13 protein-coding genes and 2 tRNA genes are annotated in these 21,199 nt (G+C 61.6%); 10 read left to right on the forward strand and 5 right to left on the reverse strand.

From position 1 onward, the window contains the following. The first annotated feature begins 128 nt into the window (after positions 1–128). Positions 129–1,904: an autotransporter assembly complex family protein gene (locus MRK42_RS07185; protein WP_042025400.1), complete on the forward strand. Its 1,776-nt coding sequence runs from the start codon at positions 129–131 to the stop codon at positions 1,902–1,904. Further along, positions 1,901–5,674 (forward strand): translocation/assembly module TamB domain-containing protein, encoded by a 3,774-nt coding sequence (locus tag MRK42_RS07190; protein WP_354688989.1) that lies wholly within the window; start codon positions 1,901–1,903, stop codon positions 5,672–5,674. The genes MRK42_RS07185 and MRK42_RS07190 overlap by 4 nt, the downstream gene beginning before the upstream one ends. Before the next feature lie 132 nt (positions 5,675–5,806). Here MRK42_RS07190 and MRK42_RS07195 read toward each other — a convergent pair. Together MRK42_RS07195 and MRK42_RS07200 are read right to left on the reverse strand one after the other, a co-directional pair. Next, positions 5,807–5,891 (reverse strand) — tRNA-Tyr (locus MRK42_RS07195). A 34-nt stretch (positions 5,892–5,925) separates the two neighbouring features. After that, positions 5,926–6,010 (reverse strand) — tRNA-Tyr (locus tag MRK42_RS07200). A 124-nt stretch (positions 6,011–6,134) separates the two neighbouring features. Between MRK42_RS07200 and MRK42_RS07205 the strand changes: the two genes are divergently transcribed. Then, positions 6,135–6,644, forward strand: a complete 510-nt coding sequence (locus MRK42_RS07205) for a VC2046/SO_2500 family protein (RefSeq protein WP_354688990.1) — start codon at positions 6,135–6,137, stop codon at positions 6,642–6,644. A gap of 130 nt (positions 6,645–6,774) precedes the next feature. Here the strand turns inward: MRK42_RS07205 and raiA are convergent, their stop codons facing one another. Further along, complete coding sequence (raiA, locus tag MRK42_RS07210) at positions 6,775–7,113, reverse strand: ribosome-associated translation inhibitor RaiA (protein WP_026456769.1); 339 nt, start codon at positions 7,111–7,113, stop codon at positions 6,775–6,777. 381 nt (positions 7,114–7,494) lie between these two features. On the opposite strand from raiA, the gene MRK42_RS07215 reads away from it, so the two are divergent. The 3 genes from MRK42_RS07215 to MRK42_RS07225 all read left to right on the forward strand — a co-directional run bounded on the left by MRK42_RS07215 (position 7,495) and on the right by MRK42_RS07225 (position 13,164). Further along, positions 7,495–9,996, forward strand: a complete 2,502-nt coding sequence (locus MRK42_RS07215) for an EAL domain-containing protein (RefSeq protein WP_354688991.1) — start codon at positions 7,495–7,497, stop codon at positions 9,994–9,996. A 99-nt stretch (positions 9,997–10,095) separates the two neighbouring features. Beyond that, entirely contained in the window at positions 10,096–11,997 is a 1,902-nt protein-coding gene (locus MRK42_RS07220) for a transglycosylase SLT domain-containing protein (protein WP_354688992.1), read from the forward strand. Between the two features lie 168 nt (positions 11,998–12,165). Next, entirely contained in the window at positions 12,166–13,164 is a 999-nt protein-coding gene (locus MRK42_RS07225; RefSeq protein ID WP_042025406.1) for a LacI family DNA-binding transcriptional regulator, read from the forward strand. An 83-nt stretch (positions 13,165–13,247) separates the two neighbouring features. Here MRK42_RS07225 and MRK42_RS07230 read toward each other — a convergent pair whose 3' ends face one another. Next, positions 13,248–14,315: a 3-deoxy-7-phosphoheptulonate synthase gene (locus tag MRK42_RS07230; protein ID WP_354688993.1), complete on the reverse strand. Its 1,068-nt coding sequence runs from the start codon at positions 14,313–14,315 to the stop codon at positions 13,248–13,250. 115 nt (positions 14,316–14,430) lie between these two features. Further along, positions 14,431–16,383 carry a TonB-dependent receptor gene (locus tag MRK42_RS07235; RefSeq protein ID WP_338612054.1) on the reverse strand — a complete coding sequence of 651 codons (1,953 nt, stop codon included), beginning with the start codon at positions 16,381–16,383 and terminating at the stop codon, positions 14,431–14,433. A 264-nt stretch (positions 16,384–16,647) separates the two neighbouring features. Between MRK42_RS07235 and MRK42_RS07240 the strand changes: the two genes are divergently transcribed. From MRK42_RS07240 to dhbA, 4 genes are read left to right on the forward strand one after another with little or no spacing between them, the layout of a single operon-like run. After that, positions 16,648–17,796: an isochorismate synthase gene (locus tag MRK42_RS07240; protein ID WP_338612055.1), complete on the forward strand. Its 1,149-nt coding sequence runs from the start codon at positions 16,648–16,650 to the stop codon at positions 17,794–17,796. Continuing rightward, positions 17,793–19,442 carry an AMP-binding protein gene (locus MRK42_RS07245; RefSeq protein WP_338612056.1) on the forward strand — a complete coding sequence of 550 codons (1,650 nt, stop codon included), beginning with the start codon at positions 17,793–17,795 and terminating at the stop codon, positions 19,440–19,442. Before MRK42_RS07240 ends, MRK42_RS07245 begins: the two co-directional genes overlap by 4 nt. Next, a complete protein-coding gene (locus MRK42_RS07250) occupies positions 19,439–20,329 on the forward strand; it encodes an isochorismatase family protein (protein ID WP_338612057.1) in 891 nt (296 codons plus the stop codon). The genes MRK42_RS07245 and MRK42_RS07250 overlap by 4 nt, the downstream gene beginning before the upstream one ends. After that, positions 20,326–21,078, forward strand: a complete 753-nt coding sequence (gene dhbA, locus MRK42_RS07255) for a 2,3-dihydro-2,3-dihydroxybenzoate dehydrogenase (RefSeq protein WP_354688994.1) — start codon at positions 20,326–20,328, stop codon at positions 21,076–21,078. The genes MRK42_RS07250 and dhbA overlap by 4 nt, the downstream gene beginning before the upstream one ends. Positions 21,079–21,199 lie beyond the last annotated feature (121 nt).

The raw sequence follows: 21,199 nt of genomic DNA on the forward strand, positions 1-21,199 counted from the left end.
TATGTTGGTGCGCTCTTGGTCCGACCCCGTGCATGACTGCGTTCCCCGCTTGGCGGGCGAGCAGCTGCACTGGGCTATGCCTGTGTGCGTCTTTATATTCGTTACCCAACTTTCAGGAATATCGACCTTTGACCGGATGCAATCCATCCCTGCCGGCAGGGCGTTTACTCTCCGGCTCCGCCTGTCGTCGCGGCCTGCTGATCCTGGCGCTGGGCCTGTTTCTGTCGCTCCTGGCGGCGCCAGCGCTGGCGGCCAAGCTCACCTATCAGGTCAAAGGAGTGAAAGGGGACAACAAGGACAACGTTGAAGCCTATCTCAACGCCCTGCCCGTCTATCAGGAGCGCCAGTATCGTCCCGCCCGCCCCAAGATCATCGAGAGCGTGCAAAAGGCGCTGCAGGTGTATGGCTACTACGAGCCCAAGATCACCCTCAGCCGCGACGAGAAGAAGCCATCCCGGGTCATTGTCACCATCGACAAGGGGGAGCCGGTCATCGTCTCCCGTCTCGACGTCTTGCTGGAAGGGGATGCCAGCAGTGACGAGCGCTATAGCGAGCTGCTCGATCAGTTGCCCCTGAAAGAGGGGGAGCCCCTCAACCATGCCAAATATGAATCCATCAAGGCCGATCTCGGTAGCCTGGGGCTGGCGCGCGGCTATTTCGACGCCAAGCTGAGCAAGAGCCAGGTCAAGGTGTTTCCCGACAAGGGCACGGCGGAGATCTTCATCCTGTTCCAGTCCGGTCATCGCTACCGTTTTGGCGATATCCGGTATGACGCCACCCCCGAAGCGCTCAAGCTGATCAAGCCGCTCATCACCATCAAGGATGACGAACCCTATCTGGCCATCCGCCTGGCCGAGATGTCCCAGGATATCTCCTCCACCAAGCTGTTCCGTCAGGTGGATATCAAGCCCCAGATCAGCGAGGCGACCGATTACCGGGTGCCCATCTCGGTGACCCTGGCCAACCGGGTCGATCACGAAATAGAAGCGGGTCTGGGCTATGCCACCGACGTGGGGCCGCGGATGAGTGCGACCTGGGAGAAGCCCTGGGTCAATCGTTACGGCCACCGCCTGTTTGCCACCGCCAAGGTGTCGGCGCCGGAGGCGGAGCTCAGCTTCGACTACCAGATCCCGGTGGGCAACCCGCTGCGGGACTACTACTCCATCCAGAGTGGCTACCAGTACAAGGACAACAACGACACCCGCTCCGATCTCACCACCATAGGGGTGCACCGTTGGACCCGGCGGCCGGAGAGCTGGGATCGCGACGTCTTCATCCGCCTGGAGAACGAGGTCTATACCCAGGGCATGGACGAGGGGAACAGCTTGCTGGTGATCCCCGGCGTCTCCTGGTCGCGGCTGCGGGTGCGGGGCGGCCTGGTGCCGGATTGGGGTGATCGCCAGCAGCTCACCCTGGAGTTTTCCGATCCCACCTGGGGATCCGACATCAGCTTCGTGCGGATATGGGGCCGCAGCAAGTGGCTGCGCACCCTGGGCGAGGATCATCGCTTCCTGATGCGGGCCGAGCAGGGGGCCATCATAGGGGACAGTTTCTCCCTGGTGCCGCCATCCCTGCGCTTCTTCACCGGGGGCGATCAGACGGTGCGTGGGTTTGACTATGAAACCATCTCCCCGACCGGGCCGGATGGCAAGCTGACCGGTGGCCGTTATACCAGCGTGGCCAGCCTGGAGTACAACTACCGCTTCAGCGAGAAGTGGCTGGGGGCCCTGTTCGTGGATGGCGGTACCGCCACCGTCGATTACAGCGAGCCGTGGAAAATCGGCACCGGGATCGGGGTGCGCTGGGTTACCCCCATCGGTCAGGTCAGACTCGATCTGGCGGTCGGAGTATCGGAAGAGGATAAGCCCGTGCGGCTGCATTTTGCCTTGGGGCCTGAATTATGATCTGGGTAAAGCGTCTTTTTCTCTGGCTGATGGGCCTCGTTTTTCTGCTGCTCATCGGCGTCAGCCTGCTGGGCTTCACCCATCAGGGCAACAAGTGGCTGTGGCAACAGGCCAAGGGCGCCCTGCCTTCCCTCAAGGGGGAGCTGGTGGCGGGTCAGCTCGGTTATGGCTGGACCCTGGAAGGGGTCGGCTGGCAGGATGAGCTGGTGGATGTTTCGGTCGAGCGCGCCGTGCTGGACTGGGATCTTGGCAAGCTCCTGCAGGGCAAGCTCTGGATCAAGTCCCTGGTGGTCACCCATCCGGTAGTGAAGGTCGCCGACTCCGAACCCACGCCGCCAGAGCCCTCCGAACCCTTTGTCTGGCAACCACTGCCCCTCAAAATCCAGGTAGACACCCTGCAGGTGGCCGATCTCGATCTGGCCGTGCCCGGTGTGGCCGTGACCCTGGGCTCGCTGGATATAGGCGCGACCCTCGATCGCAAGGGGCTGATAGTGCGCGGCCCCGTGCTGGATGGCTTGAGCGTCACCCTGGCTGACTCGCCGCCAGCCAAAGAGGCGGCCGAAGAGAGTGCCAAGGCCGGGAAAACGGCTCAGGACAAGGCTCAGGATAACGCGAGCGGGACAACCAACAGTGAGTCAACTCAGGTTGATAAAGCTGCGGCCATCGAGCTGCCCGCCATTTCCTTGCCATTCCCCGTCCAGCTGGAAGGAGTGAATCTGACCCGTTTTCGTTATCAGCAGGGCGATCTGATCGAAGCCGTCGACAAGCTGCACCTCTCGGCCGGCGCCGAGGATGATCGCATCGAACTGCGCGAGCTTTCGCTGCGCCACGCCATGGCCGATCTGGTCCTCAAGGGGAATATTCGCCTGGGCGATGATTATCCGCTGGATCTGACCCTGGATGCCAAGGCGCGCAAGGGCTTGCTCGATGGCGAGCTCAAGGGGGAGCAGGCCACCCTGGCCCTGAGCGGGTCGGTCGGCAAGCTGGATCTGGCATTGCAGGCCAAGGGGCCGATGGCCGCCAGCCTCAAGGGGTCGCTGGCAGCCCTCGACCCGGATCTGCCGTTTGATCTGGCGCTCGACTGGAAGAGCCTCGGCTGGCCCTTGCACAAGCCGGCCAAGGATGAGCCGAATTACCGGTTGGACAAGGGAAGCCTGACCGCCAAGGGCAAGCTCTCCGGCTATCAGTTTGCCCTCAAGACGTCGGGCAAGGGGACGGATGTGCCCCCGTTCAAGATTGCCCTTGATGGCAAGGGGGATCTCGAACAGCTGAGCAAACTGGCCCTGCGGCTCGAGGCTCTCAAGGGGGAGTTGACCCTGGATGGCAAGCTGGCCTGGCAAAAGGGAGTCCACTGGCAAGGGAGCACTCGCTTCAAGGGGATCAATCCGGCCGAGCTGGTGCCGGATCTCAAGGGCACCCTGGCCGGGGAAATAGAGAGCCGTTTCGTGATGAACGAGGCGGGCAGCTGGGAGCTGAACCTGCCCACCCTCAGGGTGGATGGCAAGCTCAACCAGTATCCGCTGGCCATCAAGGGGGAGGCGAGTGGTAATGACAAGATGGAGTGGCGCATTCCCGGGCTGTCGCTGCAAAGCGGCCCCAACCGGCTGCAGGCCAAGGGGCAGATCAGCCAGCAGGTGTGGCAACTGGTGGCCGATCTCGATGCTCCTAATCTGGCGGGGCTCTACCCCGGCCTGAAGGGGGACATCAAGGGGCAGGTACGCCTGGGGGGCAATCAGCAGGCGCCGCGGGTGACCACAGAGCTTTTGGCCAATCGCCTCTATTATGCGGGCACCAACATCAAGGGGATCGCCATCAAGGGCAATGCCCTGGTGGGTGACAAGCCTGCGGGTGAGCTGGCGCTCACCGTGGCCAGCCTGACCCAGGGGGAGACCAAGCTAAGCCAGTTGGCGCTGGCCCTCGACGGGGATCTGGCGCGCCATCAGCTCACCCTGACGATGAAGGGCGATCCGGTGGCCGCCAATCTCAAGCTGGGTGGCGGCGTGCGCGGGGATCACTGGCGCGGGACCCTCTCCGAGCTCAAGCTCAAGACTCCCTTGCGGCGCTGGAGTCTGACCAACCCCTGGGCGCTGGATCTCGATCTGCCGCGCCAGCGCTTGGCGATGGGGGATCTCTGTCTTGACTCCCAGGGGGCCAACCTCTGCATCAAGGGCAGTCAGGTATCGGCCGAGCAGGGGGCGCTGGAGTTTGCCCTCAACGGGTTTGATCTCAAGCGGCTGCGCCCCTGGCTGCCGGACAACTTCCGCTGGCAGGCGGTGCTCTCCGCCGATGGCCGTGCCAGCTGGCGCGGCAGCCAACCGACCCTGCATGCGGTGGTGCGTACCACACCGGGCAGCTTCGTGGCTGACGAGATCAAGACCGATTATCAGCAGTTGGCGCTGGCCGTGGAGTTCGAGCGCCAGCAGGCGGCGATCCGCCTCGACTTCGCCTCGCAGCAGATCGGCAATATCGATACCGACCTGCTGATCAGGGAGCCCGCCGGTCGCGGCCAGCTCGGGGGTCAGCTCAAGTTTGACGATCTCAAGCTCGACACCTTTGCCCCCCTCATTCCCGAGGTGCGCTCCCTGCAAGGGGGGATCTCCGCCAATGCCCGCTTTGAGGGAACCCTGGCATCCCCCCTGCTGTTCGGTCAGCTCAATCTGCTGGATGGCGAAGTGCAGACTCACTCCGATATGGTGACCCTCTCCAAACTGGTGACCCGCCTCAAGATCGAGGGCAACCGCGCCGAGCTGGATGGCTCCATGCTGGTGGGCAAGGGGCCGCTGGCCCTCGGCGGCTGGCTCAGCTGGGCCAAGATGCCGGTGAGTGGCAGCCTGACCATCCAGGGGGATGAGCTGGAGGCGCAATACCCGGGCATGGGCCGGGTGCGGGTCTCCCCAGACATCGCCATCTCGTTGGGGGAGGAGACCCGCATCACCGGCAAGGTGGATATTCCCTGGGCGCGGATCCTGGTCAAAAGTCTGCCGGACTCGGCGGTCGCCGTCTCCGATGACGTGACCGTGGTGTACGACGATCTGCCGCCACCTCCTCCCCAGGCCAGCCTGCCACTGCTGATGAAGGTGGCGATCCGGCTCGGGGACGATGTGAAACTGGAGGCGATGGGGCTCAAGACCAATGTCTCCGGCGGGCTCAATATCAATCAGGATCCGGGCAAGCCACTGGCGGGCAACGGCCAGTTGGTGCTGACCGACGGCCGCTTCAAGGCCTATGGCCAGAACCTCATCATCAAGGAGGGACGGATCATCTTCTCCGGTCCCCTCGATCGCCCCTTCCTCAATATCGAGGCCTATCGTGACCCGGATACCATAGAGGATCAGGTGACGGTCGGGGTACGGGTGACGGGGCCGGCCACCAAGCCGGAGATCAAGGTCTATTCCGAACCCCAGATGGCCCAGTCCGAACAGCTCTCCTATCTGTTGCGCGGCAAGGGGCTGCAAACGGGCGGCGAGGATGGCGGCTTCAACGGCCTGCTGGTGGCCGGCGCGGTCAGCCAGGCCAACGGCGTGGTGTCGAGCATCGGCGAGGCGCTGGGGATGAGCGATGTCTCCCTCGATACCGCCGGCAGTGGCGATGATACCCAGGTGACCCTCTCCGCCTATTTGCTGCCCGGTTTGCAGTTCCAGTACGGGGTGGGGGTATTCAGCCCGATCGCCGAGTTCAAGCTGCGTTACGAGGTGCTGCCACGACTCTATCTGCAGGCCATGAGCGGGGTCGCCCAGGCGGTGGATGTCTTCTATCGTTTCACCCTCTAACGGGGGCGACCGTGACTGACGAGACGGGAGGCGCTGGCCTCCCGTTTTTTATCCTGATTGCGAGGTGTAAGGGAAAGAATTGGGCGGGACGGAAAAGCGAAAACCCGGCGCAAGGCCGGGTTTTCTGAATGATGGTGGAGGGAGAAGGATTCGAACCTTCGAAGGCAGAGCCGTCAGATTTACAGTCTGATCCCTTTGGCCGCTCGGGAACCCCTCCACGGGGTATTGCAAACAGATTGTGGCACTTGAAATGGTGGAGGGAGAAGGATTCGAACCTTCGAAGGCAGAGCCGTCAGATTTACAGTCTGATCCCTTTGGCCACTCGGGAACCCCTCCACAAGTGCGAGGCGCATACTAACAGATCTTCCGCTTTTGTGAACCCCCAAGCGGGATTTTTCCATTAAAAGAATCGGATTGATGGCCGATAAGAAGTGAAATCGCCATTTTCAAGAGTTATGCCATGCTACCCCGCTCAATCCGTGATCACCTGCTCGTCGATGAGGGCCAGTTGGGGCAACGCCTCAACCTGGATCTGCAGCATGGCGATCGGGCGGATTTTCGGCTGCACCTGGCGTTGCTCACCGATTCGGTGGAGGAGCAGCCCTGGTTTGATGCCAAGCCGGCCGCCGCGCTGGATGAGCGGGACTGGCGGGCCCATTTCGGGTTGCGCCCGGCAGAGGCACTGATGGCTGAGGGGGCCGGTGCCGATAGCAGCGCCCTCAACGAGCGGTTGCAGCAGGGGGGCAGCATAGTGGATGTGCGGCTGTGGCTGGCATTGCAGCCACAGCCACTGGTGGCAAAGCAACCGCTGCTGGATGAGGCGGTCTACGACAACCTGACGCCACTCGGGCGTGAGCGGCTGCGGGGAGCACTTGTGGATGAGACTCGTCAGGAAGATCCACTGGTGCTGTTGCCTGTGCTGGATCGCTTACAGCAGGGCATCGATACTCGGCTCCACTGGCTCAGTTGAGCGAGACGGGTTGCATGAAGGGCGGTTCGAGTCGCCCATGTCGGTAAGCGAATGCGGGCATGCAAGCGGACATACAAAAGGCGGGATATCCCGCCTTTGTGTTGAGTGACTGAGTTAACCTTGCCGGGAGTTATGCGTCGGCTTCATCCGGTTGTGGCATCTCCTTGCGTGTGCCATTGGCGCGACGGGCGATCGGCTTTTCGGTGTGGCGGTTGATTTGACGCTCCAGTTTTTGTCCCAGTTCATTGATGGCGGCGTAGAGATCCTCATGCTCTGCCTGGGCAAACAGCTTGCCGTTGGGGATGCCAGCAGTGGCTTCGACGATAAACATCAGACGCTCTTTGGACACAATCACATGGGGTGTGATGAGAGGCACCTGAAGACGCTCGAGCTTGTCAAAACGGGATTCGATACGCTCGCGGATAGCCGGGGTGATGTCGATGATTTTGCTGGTAATTTCGATTTTCATATTGGCCCCCTTCGGGTCGTCTTGCTTGTGTCTTCACCTTCAGATTACTCATCGGTGGCATTGAAAATGTGATGTTGGTCACAAAATCTCCCGCCATGTATTTAGCGATTTGTAAATTGTGAGCTTTTCCGGTTTCGTGCCAAAAATAGCTTGAGCTCCTTGAAACTGGCAGGCAGTATGACGGGAATAGGATCGTTTCTGTCCCTTCTTGGCAGCACCTTGTGTCGACTTCTTGTCCGGTTCGCCCGGTTTTCCCCGCTCGATACTGCATGTTAGCCCCCTCTCTTGTATTGTCTTTGAACTCATGAGTCGATGTGGGGAGTGGTTGTGCCCGTTCTGCCTGGACATCAAACGTGAGCGATTGTTGTGTTGGAGTTGTAGATGAAGCAGCAAGCCACTCAAATCATGTGGTTTTATGATCGGCAGCATGATCAGTGGAGCCTCTCCGATCAGGGCGCCTACCAGCAGTGGCAGGGGGAGGGGAAACACCCCTGGGCAGGTTGCCTGCAGCCGGAAGATGAAGCGGGCTTTGCCGATTTTTTGGAGCGTCTGCATCAATCCACCTTGCCGGAACAGTTCATCGGCCATCTCAAGGATGAACGGGGCCTGTTCAGTCACGTGATCTGGAGTGGGCAATACGTGCCCAGCCAGCAGTTGTGCTGCGGCTGGCTGGCGCCCCTTGACGGGATGAGCGCGGCGGCCGAATCACTCAATCTCTCCCAGCCATTGCAGACCTCATTGCTGACCCGCCTGGCCCAGGCGCTTTCTGCCTGTACCGGTACCGAGTTTTTCAACACCCTGGTCAACCAGCTGACTCACATCCTCAAGGTGGATGCCGTCTGGGTGGGTGAGCTGAGCGGGGTGGACAGGATCAAGGTGCTGGCTGCCGACGGGCTGGATATTCGGGATTACCCCCTGGCGGGCACCCCGTGCCAGCAACTCTATCGGCAGGGAACCAGCTGTCAGGTGAACCTGGATGAGCTGAGCGAATGCCAGACCCCCTCCCGACCCGGGCAGCGCTATTATGGCCAGCCGCTGTGCGATAGCCGGGGCCAGCTGCTGGGTCATCTGGCCCTGCTCTACTCCGCTCCCGCCGACATCGCCAACCTCGACTCCGTGCTCAACACCTTCTCGGTACGCATGGTAGCCGAGCTGGAGCGGTTGCAATCCGATGCCCAGATGCGGCTCTCCGCCGTGGCCTTTGAAACCCACGAGGGGATCATCATCACGGATCCCGGTTTCAAGGTGCTGCGGGTTAATCACGCCTTCAGCCAGATCACCGGTTTTGACAGCCAGGCCGTGCTGGGCCTGCATCTGGAAGAGGATCTCTGGCCCACCATGGGAAAACCGGGCTACGAGCTCAATACCCTGAGCCGCTGGCAGGGGGAGACCCAGCGGCGCCATGCCGATGGCCACGTCTATCCCCAGTGGGAAATCGTGACGCCGGTGCAGGATGAGAAGGGGGAGATCAGCCACTTCGTCATCTGCTTCGAGGATATCTCTGAGCGCAAGGCGGCCGAGCTGCGGATCCAGGATCTGGCCTATTACGACGAGCTGACCGGTTTGCCGAACCGGCGCCAGTTGCACGAAACCCTGGTGCAGACCTTCAACGAGGCCAGTCGCAACGGATTGATCGGGGCCCTGCTGTTTATCGATCTCGATCACTTCAAGACCATCAACGACTCCCTCGGTCACGCTACCGGTGACTGGCTGCTCAAGGAGGTGGCGACCCGTCTCAAGCGGCTGGTGCGTCAGGGGGACTGTCTCGCTCGCCTCGGTGGCGACGAATTCGTGCTGCTGTTGCCCTCTCTCTCTGCCAGCCCGCCCCAGGCCGAGATGCAGGCCGACATCATCGCCGAGCGCCTCATCACCGAGATTGCCTCCCCCTACAGCCATGGCGGGCAGGTATTGCACATCGGCGCCAGCGTCGGCATCACCCTGTTTCCGGATCGGGAACAGGGGGTCGACGATCTGCTCAAACAGGCGGATACCGCCATGTATCAGGCCAAGTCTGCCGGCCGCAAGACGCGGCGTTTCTTCGATGCCTCCATGCAGCATCAGGCGGATCGGCGCCTGCTCATCCACAACGAGCTGCGCAACGCCCTGAACAAGAACGAGCTGACCCTCTACTATCAGCCGCAACACCTGGTGGATGGCGGCGATCTCATCGGCATTGAAGCCCTGATCCGCTGGCAGCCGCCGGGCCGGGCCCTGGTCTCGCCCGCCGAGTTCATCCCTATTGCCGAGGAGACGGATCTCATCGTCGACATCGGCAACTGGGTGTTGCACGAGGCGTGTGTCCAGTACGTGTTGTGGGAGGAGAGTGGCATCCACATTCCCCAGATCTCGGTCAATGTGAGCGCCAAGCAGTTTCATGCCACCGATTTTGTCGAGCGGATCCACGATGTGCTGACACAAACCGGCATGGATCCGGCCTGCCTCAACCTGGAGATCACCGAGTCGGTGGTGCTGGGCCATGCCGAGGACACCATCAGCAAGATGGCGGAGCTCAAGGCCCTTGGCATCAGCTTTGCCATCGACGATTTTGGTGCCGGCTACTCGTCCCTCAGCTATCTCAAGCGGCTGCCCGCCGATGAGCTCAAGATCGACCGCTCCTTCATCCAGGACATTCCGCGGGATGGGGACAACATGGCCATTGTCGAGGCGGTGATAGCCATGGCGCGCCACATGGGGTTCAACGTGACGGCGGAAGGGGTGGAGTCGCGCCAGCAGCTTGAGTTTCTCAAGGCGCAGGGGTGCAGCTTCTATCAGGGCTACCTCGCCTCCAAGCCGTTACCAGTGCCTTATCTGGAGAAATATGTGCAGCGGCTGGCCAAACCCGAGTACCAGCGCGACGTCCATCTGGCCAGCGCGGAAAAATAGTCGTCATCCCCGCTTTCGCACCGCCCGGCTGCGGGTAGAATGGGCATTTCCGGATCCACCGCCTGCGGGCGGTGGCGTGCTTCCCAATGGAGATGTTCAGTGAAAGCTGTGTGGGGAATTCTCTTAACGACACTGTTTGCGCCAGGGATCATGGCCCAGACCCAGGATCAGAGTCTGTACCGTCAGGCCTATGATGCCGTGCGGGCCAACGATCAGGCCCGTTTTCAGCAGCTTCGCGCTCGCTTGACCCATTATCCTCTGCTGCCCTATCTCGATTACTTCCAGCTCGCCTTTCGGCCCGGGGCGGCCGATTATCAGGATGTGACCCGTTTCATCCGCCAGCATGGGGATACCCCCCAGTCCAACCGGCTGGAGCGTACCTATCTGACCTATCTGGCCCAGAGCCAGCAGTGGTCGCAGTTCCTGCGCTTCTACCCGGCCAAGCCCAAATCGATCGACCTGCTCTGCATGCACTATCAGGCGCTCTATTACAGCGGCAAGACCAGGGAGGCGTTGCAGGGGGCGGGCAAGATGTGGATGAGCGGGCAATCCCGTCCCGATGCCTGTGATCCACTGTTCACCCTCTGGCAGGGGGCTGGTCTGCGCACCCAGGACAAGATCTGGCAGCGGATGACGATGGCCTTCGAGGCGGAAAATCCCAACCTGATCCGCCATCTGGGGGCCTCCCTCGGTACCGGCCTGCAGGGGTATGGCAACCAGATGGTGACCCTGTTCGAACAGCCGGCCAAGGCGATGAACCCCACCTACTTCAGCAACAACCCTTACTCCAGGAAGTTGTTGTCGCTGGGGCTGACTCGCTATGCCAACCAGCAGCCGGAGGCTGTGCTGCGCCAGCTTGACCTGTTTCGCAGCCGCTTTGGCCTGAACCAAGACGAGATCACGCCGGTGGAGCGGGCTATCGCCCGCCGCCTGCTGCTGGATCGCTCGAGGAGCGAGCGCCAGTGGCTGGACAACATGGTCAGGTTGCTGGCCGATCCGGACATCACCGAATTGCGGGCCAGGCTCGCCATCTGGGAAGAGGATTGGCGCGGTCTCTCCGGTTGGGTGAAGATGATGCCGATGGCACGCCAGAAGGAGGATCGCTGGCGCTACTGGATGGCCCGCTCGCTGGAGGTACAAGGGCAGCAGAAGCAGGCCCGTGACCTCTATCTGGAGACCGCCAATCTGCGCGGTTTCTACGGGTTTATGGCCGCCCAGCGCACCGGCGCCCCCTACCGGATGAAGAACCAGACGGTGCCGCATGTACCGGACTGGCGCAGCGCGAGCCGGCGTTGGCCCTTCCTGCTTCGGGTGCAGGAGCTCCTGGCCATGAACGAGGTGGCGGCTGCCCGCTCGGAGTGGATCCACAACATGGATCGCAACCCGGTTGCCCAGCGCATCGAATTTGGCCACATCGCCCTCAATCGGGGCTGGCATGATCTGGCGATCCTCGCCAGCATCCGTGCCGAGGCCTGGGATGCCCTCGAGTTGCGCTTCCCCAAACCCTACAAGCAGACCTTCAGTCAGGTGGCCCGCGAGCGGGCGGTCAACATGAGCCTGCTCTACGCCATCTCCCGCCAAGAGAGCGCCCTCTACCCGCGGGCACAATCGCCGGTGGGGGCGAGGGGCCTGATGCAGCTGATGCCGGCGACCGCGAAAGAGACTGCCGGCAAGATTGGGGTGCCCTATCGCAGTGAGCAGCAACTGTTTGATCCTGCCATGAATATCCGTTTGGGCAGCGCCTATCTCAAACGCCTGCTGGATGTCTATGACGGCAACCGGATCCTGGCGGCGGCGGCTTACAACGCAGGCCCCGGCCGGGTGAAGCGCTGGCGTGAGCAGAGTGCCGACAAGCCGATGGATGTCTGGGTCGAGAGCATTCCCTACCGGGAGACGCGCAACTATGTGCAGAACGTGTTGTCGTTCGATCTCATCTATCAGCACAAGTTTCAGCAGCCGCTGCGGTTCATGTCCGATCGCGAACTCAAGCACGGCTATTGAATGCGGGGGCCGCTGGCCCCTGCCTGTTACCCGGCGCCGGGTATCACGGCGCAAGAATTTGTTACCAAAGGAAACCTGTCAGGTGACCTGGCTCCGGGAATCGGATCCGCGAGCAGGATATACTGGGCCGTCGGTACCGACAGGTTCCCCACAATAAAGGAATGGATAGTGGCAACGATTAAAGACGTTTCTCAGCTGGCAAATGTGTCCATCTCAACCGTCTCCCGGGTGATCAACAACACGGCACAGGTCGCGCCGGAAAAGCGCGAGGCCGTGCTGGCTGCGATGAAGGAACTCAATTTTCGTCCCAACAGCTTTGCCCAGGCCCTGGTCAGCAAGCGCTCCAACTGCATCGGCGTGCTGGTCGGCGATCTTTGTGGCGGCCCCTTCTTCGCCCAGATGATGCGAGGCATCGAAGCCATGGTCGATCGGGCCAACAAGTTCACCATAGTGATGTCAGGCAACCATGACATCACCCGCGAGCGTCATGCCATCCAGGCCCTGTTGCAGCGCCAGTGTGACGCCCTGATCCTGCACAGCAAGGCGCTCCCCGATGAGGAGCTGAGCGAGCTGGCCGCCGGATCCACCCCTGTGGTCTTTATCAACCGCCAGGTGCCGGGAGCCGAAGATCGCTGCGTCTGGCTCGACAACCAGGCCGGTATCACCACGGCATGCCAGCATCTGCTGGAGGCCGGCCACCGCAAGATCGCCTTTATCACCTCGGACGATGAAGAGTTCGTCGACGGCCAGCAGCGCATGGCGGGCTACACCCAGACCCTGGCCCAGGCCGGTATTGCACTGGAACCGGCCTTGATCGGCCGTGGCTTTGCCGATGAGAACGGCGGTTATGTGGCGATGAACGAGCTGCTCTCCCGCGGGGTTGAATTTACCGCTGTGCTTGGCTTCAACGATGCCATGGTGGCGGGAGCCATCTCCTGTCTGCTGGAGCGGGGTTACAAGATCCCGCAGCAGATCTCGGTGGTGGGGTTCGACGATATCCCTTACGCCCGCTACATCTATCCCAAGCTCACCACGGTGCGTTATCCCATCGAGGAGATGGGGAGCCGTGCCGCCGAGCTTGCTCTTCGCCTGCTCGATCACAAGCCGGCCGACGGCCTGTCACTCAAGTTTGAAGCCAGGCTGGTGGAGCGCGAGTCCGTCGCCTGACGCCCGCCAAAGAGAGTAAAAATGTGGCCCCGTCGGGGCCATATTGCGCTCTGGCGCTGTACCAGGAATGCCGCCGTTTTATCTCAACCTGCCAGCGCAATCCGCCGCTGGCGCCTTGCCTCCACCCCTTCGGCCAGCATATCGAGCAGTACCAGGGTCTGTTCCCAGCCGATGCAGGCGTCGGTGATCGACTGGCCGTAGCAAAGTGGCTGACCCCCCTTGATCTCCTGACGCCCTTCACACAGGAAACTCTCCACCATCACGGCAACGATCCCCTGGTTACCAGCTGTCAGCTGATTGGCCAGATCCTGTGCCACCCGCAGTTGACGAAGATGCTGCTTCTGGCTGTTGCCGTGGCTGCAATCGACCATCAGCCGGGGAGCTAGGTGGTGTCGTTGCAACAGTAAACAGGCTTGTTTCACGGCATCATGTTGATAGTTGGGTTGGCGGCCGCCACGCAGGATCAGGTGGCAATCCTTGTTGCCGTGGCTACGAACCAGTGTCATGCGCCCCTCATCATCCGGTTGGGTATAGAGGTGGGCAGCCCGACTGGCAAGGATCGCCTCCACGGCGACCTGGACATTGCCATCGGTACCATTCTTGAAACCGATGGGGCAGGGGAGCGCAGATGCCAGCTGGCGATGGAACTGGGATTCGGTGGTGCGTGCTCCGATGGCTCCCCAGCTGATAAGGTCCCCCAGATAGAGCATGCTGGTGAGATCGAGAAACTCGGTAGCGCAAGCAAGACCCGCTTCTCCAAGCTCCAGCAGCAGAGCGCGCGCCTGGTGCAATCCCTCCGCCAGTCGGTCACTACCATCGAGGCGGGGATCGAAGATGAATCCCTTCCAGCCGAGGGTGGTACGTGGTTTTTCGAAATAGGTGCGCATCACCAGCAGCAGTTGATCGCCGTAGCGTGTCTGCAGCTCGACCAGCTGAGCGCCATAGTCGCGGGCGGCGATCGGATCGTGAATGGAGCAGGGGCCAATCACCAGCAGCAGGCGATCATCCATGCCTTGCAGGATCTGGCTGGCATGGTGGCGGTAGTAGCCGATTCGGTGGGCAAGCCGGGTGGGGCAGGGGTGCGTCGCCAGCAACTCGCCCGGAGTGGGGAGAGTGGCAAGTGGCGATGCGTTCAGTAGTGAGGGGAACATGGAAGATCCTCGAACAGAGTGAAAATCTGCATGCTCATTGCTATCCAGTGGGACTTGTCCCTTGTTGTCGTAAATTGCGGCACGGGAAAGTTCCCGTGCCGCGTGGAGGGCCGGATCAGAAACGGGCCGAGCCGCTGATGTAATAGCTGCGGCCCGGTTCCACGTTTTGGAAGAGGGCATCTTTCTCTTGCAGACGGACATCGGTCAGGTTGGTGATGCCGACTCGCAGATCAAAGTTGTTGGTTACCTTGAAGCCGGTGCCAAGATCGAACGTCTGGTAGCTGGGTAACTTATGCAACACAGTGGCCTTGTTGACGGTCTGCTCCGCAAACTGGGTGCCCGTGTAGGTCGTGCCGACGAAGGCATTCACCCGCTCGGTGGCTTGCCAGGTGAGCCTGGCGTTGGCCTTGTGCTCCGGGCGCTCGGGCAGGGGCTGACCTTGTTCCCCTTCTGCCTTGAGGTAGGTGTAGTTGGCATTGAGGCTGAGATCCTCGAACAGATCGAGGCGACCGGTCAGCTCCAGTCCCTTGGTCGTGGCCTTATCCAGGTTGTACCAGGTACGGTCTTTGGAGTTGGGTATCTGCTTGAAGGTCAGCATGTCTTCTATGTCGGAGTAGAAGAGAGTGGCGCTGGTTTCCCAGATACCTTCCCCTGCGATGATCCCCAGCTCGTAGTTGGTGCTGGTCTCGGGTTTGACCTTGTCGCTGCCGTAGATGAGGCAGTTGCCGCCGCAGCTCTCGATGCTGTAACCCTTGGAGTATTGATGCGGAGCCGGCGCCTTGAAGGCCTGGCTGACGCCGCCCTTGACGGTCACCAGGTCGCTCAGCTCATAGACCAGATAACCGCGTGGCGTGAAGTGGCCGCCATAGATCTCGTGGTGATCGTAACGCCCCCCCAGGGTCAAGGTCAGGCTATCGGTCAGGCCGATCTCGTCCTGGGCAAACAGCGCCTCCTGGGCGTGACTCTCCCGGCCGCCGATATCCTTGTAGCTCACCGTATCCACCAGCTCCCGGTCGAGATATTCGCCGCCGAAGGTCAGATAGTGATTGGCCAGCATCAGATTGGTGTAACCCTTGAGAGTCAGGGTGTTCTCCTCCAGCTCGCGCTGCTGGGGGGCTGAGTAGCTGGTGTTGAAGTCGTCGATCCGGGAGCTTTCGTAATTGGCCATGACGGTGGTGTCACCCCAGCTCCAGTTCCCCTTGTGAGTCAGGCCAAACAGATTGCGGTCGTTCTGCTGCTGGCGACTGTGCACCTTGTTGCCTGTTTTGCGGAAAATGTCGAGGGGCCGTTCGTCCTGGTTGTAGAGATAGTCGAGTTCGAAGCGTTGTTGCTCATCCACCAGCCAGCTCAGGGTGGACGCGAAGTTGCGCGTCTGTTTGGCTTCGATGAGGGGAATGCCGTCGGTTGCCTCTGTGGGTGTCCAGGCCTGGCGATCATAGACTTCGCCGTTCATCCGGATCAGCAGGTTGTCGGTGAGCGGGCCGGTAAAGCCCAGGTTGGTTCTGTGCTGCTCGCCGCCATCCTTGCCTTCTATGGCCTTGAAGTCGGCATCCGCCGCCCCCTGCCACTGCGTGCCTGGCTGCTTGGTGATGATGTTGATGACACCGCCGATGGCGTCGGAACCGTAGAGCGCTGACATGGGGCCGCGGATCACCTCGACCCGCTCGATCATGCCAAGGGGAACCGGAGTGTTGTCGAAGTTGCCGCCGCGCCACAGGGCATTGGAGGAGGAGAGGCGTTTGCCATCCACCAGTACGAGCGTGTACTTGCCCGACATGCCGCGAATGCCGATATCGCTGCGGCCATTGGTGTCGGTTTCGGCCTGGATACCCACCTCGTGACGCAGCAGATCCGAGAGATCGTTGACCGGTGCCGCCTTAATCTGTTCGGCGGTGATGACAGAGATGGAAGCCGGTGCCGAGCGGGTATTGTGTGCCGTGGTGGTGACGGTGATCACCTCGTCGGCTTGGGGCGTGCTATTGGCGGCTGTGGCTTGCTGGGTCAGCAAGGCCACTATGGTGGTGGCCAGTAGCGTGGGGGTGACAAAACGGGAGGCTGAGGATTTCATTATTTATATTTTCCATAATATTCAAATGATAAGCATTATCATTATCAAATTGCTTTTGCCTCGTTCGCAACTCTTTTTTTAGCTTTCTTTCAAAGATTCATACGCTCCCCTTTTTGACAGAAAAGAAGTTAATGATATTGATTATCATTTGTATTGATCCCGATTTTGCTCCTTGCTAGGATGCCGCTCACCTTGTTGCCAAGCGAGTCGAATGACGGGCTTGTCAGCATCAGGCAGAGATTCATTCCAAGGAGTAGCACCCTCATGTGTGACTATGTACAGGAAGAAGAGTGGCCCGCCACTGCGGCTGATCTGGACAGAGCCTGCTGTTTTGCCAGTGGTGAGCGGGTACTGCTCACCTCGGGCATTCACGACAGCTTCACTGGCATCGCACCGGGTCAGTTGCTGAGGCATTTGCGTCAGCTGCGCCGGCAGGGCATGACCAATCCCGTCGCGATTGGCGCCATCCCCTTCGACACCCGAGCCCCCTGGCATCTGGTGATCCCGGAACAGTGGCAATGGATTGCGCGGGAGCGCCTGCTGCCCGCCTGCCACTGCCAGCTGCACGGCAAGGTGTGTGAGGTGACCGATGCGGCTCACTATCAGGGGGCAGTGCGAGAGGCCCTGCAGCAATTCAGCGAAGGCCAGCTTGAGAAGATAGTGCTTTCGCGAGCCATTGATGTGCAGAGCGCGCAGCGTACTGCCCCTTCGCAAGCCTATGGCAGCCTGCTGGCCCAGAATCCCGGGGCCTATGTGTTTCAGGTTCCGCTTCCCGAGGGGGAGACACTGCTGGGCGCGAGCCCGGAGTTGCTGATCTCGCGCAATGACATGACTGTGGTGAGCAACCCGTTGGCAGGCTCTCGTCCCCGCCACGCCTTTTGCGAACAACAGGCAGCCTGCTCCGATCTGCTGCAGGCACGCAAGGATCGCTATGAGCATGCGCTGGTGGCCGATGCGGTCGCAGCCGCGCTATCTCCCTTCTGTCGCGAGCTCGAGGTGCCGGTTGAGCCGCAGGTGATCGCCACGCCCACCATGTGGCACCTCTCGACCCGGATCGAGGGGCGGTTGCGCGAGCCATCTACCGCGCTGGAGTTGGCTCTGGCGCTCCATCCCACCCCGGCAGTATGTGGTACTCCCCAGGAGGAAGCCCGCCAGGCCATCGCCCGGCTGGAAGGATATGATCGTCACTTCTACAGTGGCGCAGTGGGGTGGATGGATGCCGATGGCAATGGCGAGTGGGTGGTCACTATTCGCTGTGGCATGCTGGCCGGGAAGACGTTGCGTCTCTATGCCGGCGCCGGGGTGGTGGTGGGTTCCTCGCCCGAGGCTGAGTGGCAGGAGACGGCCGCTAAACTCGGCACCATGCTGCGTGCCTTTGGCCTTGAGCGCCGTGAACCGGAGGTGGCTGCATGAAGCCGCTGGTCCCCTTTACCCCCTGGCCCGCAGAACGCGCAGCCCACTATCGGGCGCAGGGGTGGTGGCGCGGTCAGCCGCTTACCGCCCTACTGGATGAGTCTGCAGAACGTTATCCCGATCGCACAGCCCTCATCTGCGGCGAGCGTATCCTGAGTTATGGCCAGCTGCGTCGTGAGGTCGATGCATTGGCGGTGCGGCTGGCCGCCCGCGGGCTCGGTCACGGCGATACCGCGCTGGTGCAGTTGCCCAACTGCGCCGAATTCTATATCTGCTGGTTTGCCTTGATCCGCTGTGGCGTGGTGGCGGTACATGCCCTCTTCAGCCATCAGCGGCGCGAGCTGGTCGCCTTTGCTCGCCAGATTGATCCCTCGCTGCTGGTACTGAGCCCTGCTCATCCGGGTTTGGCGGGAGAAGCGGGCAGCCTGGCGGCCCTCGAGGCGCTGGCGCAGCCATCCTGCCAGATGCTGCTCTTCGAGCCTGTAGACGGGGAGGTGTCAGCACAAGGGTTTGCATGGCGTGAGCCGGACCCCGTTTCTGTTGCAGATCATCCGGCACCTGTTGCAGTGGCTCAGCCTGTGCCGACCCCGGCCGATCAGGTTGCCTTTTTCCAGCTCTCCGGTGGCAGCACAGGCACTCCCAAGCTGATCCCCCGTACTCACGACGACTACGGCTACAGCGTGCGCCAGAGCGTGGCGGTCTGCGGCTGGGACGAGCGGGTCATTTATCTCTGTGCCCTCCCTGCCCCTCATAACTTTTCCCTGAGCTCTCCCGGAGCGCTCGGCGTTTTTCATGCCGGCGGCTGTGTGGTGATGGCGCCGGATCCTTCACCGGCAACCTGTCTGCCACTGGTACAGCGTCACCGGGTCAACTGGGCCGCACTGGTACCCCCCGCCCTTGCGCTCTGGCTGGAGGCGGCAGGCCATTATCCGCAAACGTCCCTTGAGTGGGTGCAGGTGGGGGGCGCGCGCCTGAGTCCTGCGCATGCCGAGTCGGTAGAAAACCGTCTGGGTTGTCGCTTGCAGCAGGTATTTGGCATGGCGGAGGGGCTGGTCAACTACACCCGCGCCGAGGATGACCACTGGCATCTCGTCAACACCCAGGGGCGTCCGATGAGCCCGGGAGACGAAGTGGAGGTGCGTGACAGCAACGGGCGCACCTTGCCCGATGGCGAGTGCGGTGAGCTGTGGACGCGCGGACCCTACACCTTCCGTGGTTACTACAAGGCCGAGGCCCACAATCTGCGGGCCTTCGATCGGGATGGCTTCTACTGCACCGGCGATCTGGTCTGTCGCTTGCCCGGCGGCCATTTGATGGTGGTCGGTCGCAACAAGGATCAGATCAATCGGGGTGGGGAGAAGATCGACGCCCTTGAGATAGAGGAGCTACTGCTCACTCATCCCGACGTGCGGCAATCGGCGCTGGTGGCCATGCCCGATCCGCTGCTGGGGGAGCGCAGTTGTGCCTTTCTGATGAGCCGTGAGTCCCTCGATTTGCCCCGTTTGCGTCGTTTCCTGCGAGAGCAGGGGGTGGCGGATTATAAGTTGCCAGATCGCCTGGTGCTGGTGGATGAACTACCCCAGACCCCGGTCGGCAAGATAGACAAACAGACGCTGCGCGAGCAGCTTGCCAAGGAGTGTGCATGACCATTCAAGCCCTTGATGCCTACCCGCTGCCCACCGCAGAAGAGCTGCCCGCCGCTCGGGTCAACTGGCCCTTCGAACCGGGCCGCGCCGTGCTGCTGATCCACGACATGCAACGTTACTTTGTCGACTTCTACGGGCCGGATAACCCGCTTATCAACCAGGTCGTCGATAATATCGTGCTCCTGAGCCGCCAGGCTCGGGCCCTCGGCATGCCGGTGGTCTATACCGCCCAGCCCGCCGAGCAGAGTCCGGCTGATCGCGCCCTGCTAAACGACATGTGGGGGCCGGGTTTGACCCGCTCGCCGGAACGCCAGCCCATTGTCGCGGCGCTGACGCCACAGCCGCAGGATACTGTGCTGACCAAGTGGCGCTACAGTGCTTTTTGCCGCTCCCCCCTTGCTGATCTGATGGTTGGATGGGGGCGGGATCAGCTGGTGATCTGCGGTATCTACGGCCACATCGGAGTGATGCAGACGGCGGTCGATGCTTTTATGCGCGACATACGCCCCTTCCTTGTGGCCGACGCCATCGCCGACTTCTCCCGCGAGGATCATCTGCTGGCTCTCTCTTATGTCAGCCGCAATGCCGGTCGGGTGCTCACGGTGGCAGAGGTGCTGGAGGCAGCAAACGCCGTTCCGCTTAGCCGTGCGCTGTTGCAGGCGCAGGTGTTGGCCCGTTTGCCAGCAGAGATGCAGCAGACGCTGCCGGCAGAGGATGAGAACCTGCTCGACTACGGCCTCGATTCTTTGGCGGTGATGGGGTTGGTGGAGGAGTGGCGCCAGCGTGGCCTGGAGGTTGAACTCGCCGAACTTGCCCGTCAACCGACGCTGGCCCACTGGTGGTCGCTGCTCTCCCGTCACGCCGAACAGCCGGAGTGCACCCCATGAGCGAATGGCAAGGCAGAACCGTCTGGGTGACCGGCGCAGCGCAGGGAATAGGCCATGCCGTGGCGCGCACCTTTGCCGAGGCGGGGGCGAGCGTGGTGGTGCTCGATCTTAAATTGGCCGAGGCGCTGCCCGGCAATGTGAAGGAGGTGGTGATCGATGTGAGCGACAGCGAGGCCATCGCCCGCTGCTGCGAGCAGTTGCTCGAAGAGGGACAGGGGCCCGATGTGCTGGTCAATGTTGCCGGCGTGCTGGCCACCGGCAGACTGGACGAGGTGGATGACGTCCTGCTGGCGCGCACCTTCGCCGTCAACACCTTCGCCCCCTTCTACCTGATGCGGGCCCTGGCCCCCTGGTTTCGCACGCGACGAAGCGGTGCCATCGTCAATGTCTCCTCCAATGCAGCCAAGGTACCGCGAGCGGGGATGGGAGTCTATGGTGCTTCCAAGGCTGCTCTGACCAGCCTCACTTTGACGGCGGGGCTTGAGCTCGCCCCCTACGGGGTGCGTTGCAATCTGGTGTCACCGGGCTCGACCCAGACGCCGATGTTGTGGGGCATGTGGCAGGACGGGGAGGGGGAGCGGAGAACCATCGCCGGGCTCCCCGAACAGTTCAAGCTGGGGATCCCCCTTGGCAAGCTGGCCACACCGGCCGACGTGGCGGCCAGCGTTCTCTTTCTCGCCTCCGATGCTGCCAGCCATGTCACCCTGCAGGATCTGGTGGTCGATGGCGGCGCCACTCTGGGCGTCTAGCCCCGCATCTTCAGATGTCGCGGGCATCGCCCTTTTCTTACATTGAGGAGGCTCTGCTTCCTCGCTTTTCAAGCGTTCGGGGAGGCGAAAACGCTACCCGGTCGATGTTGCGCAAGGATAT

It is taken from the genome of Aeromonas sp. 19NY04SH05-1 (genome assembly GCF_040581895.1).
GTDB lineage: Bacteria > Pseudomonadota > Gammaproteobacteria > Enterobacterales > Aeromonadaceae > Aeromonas > Aeromonas enteropelogenes.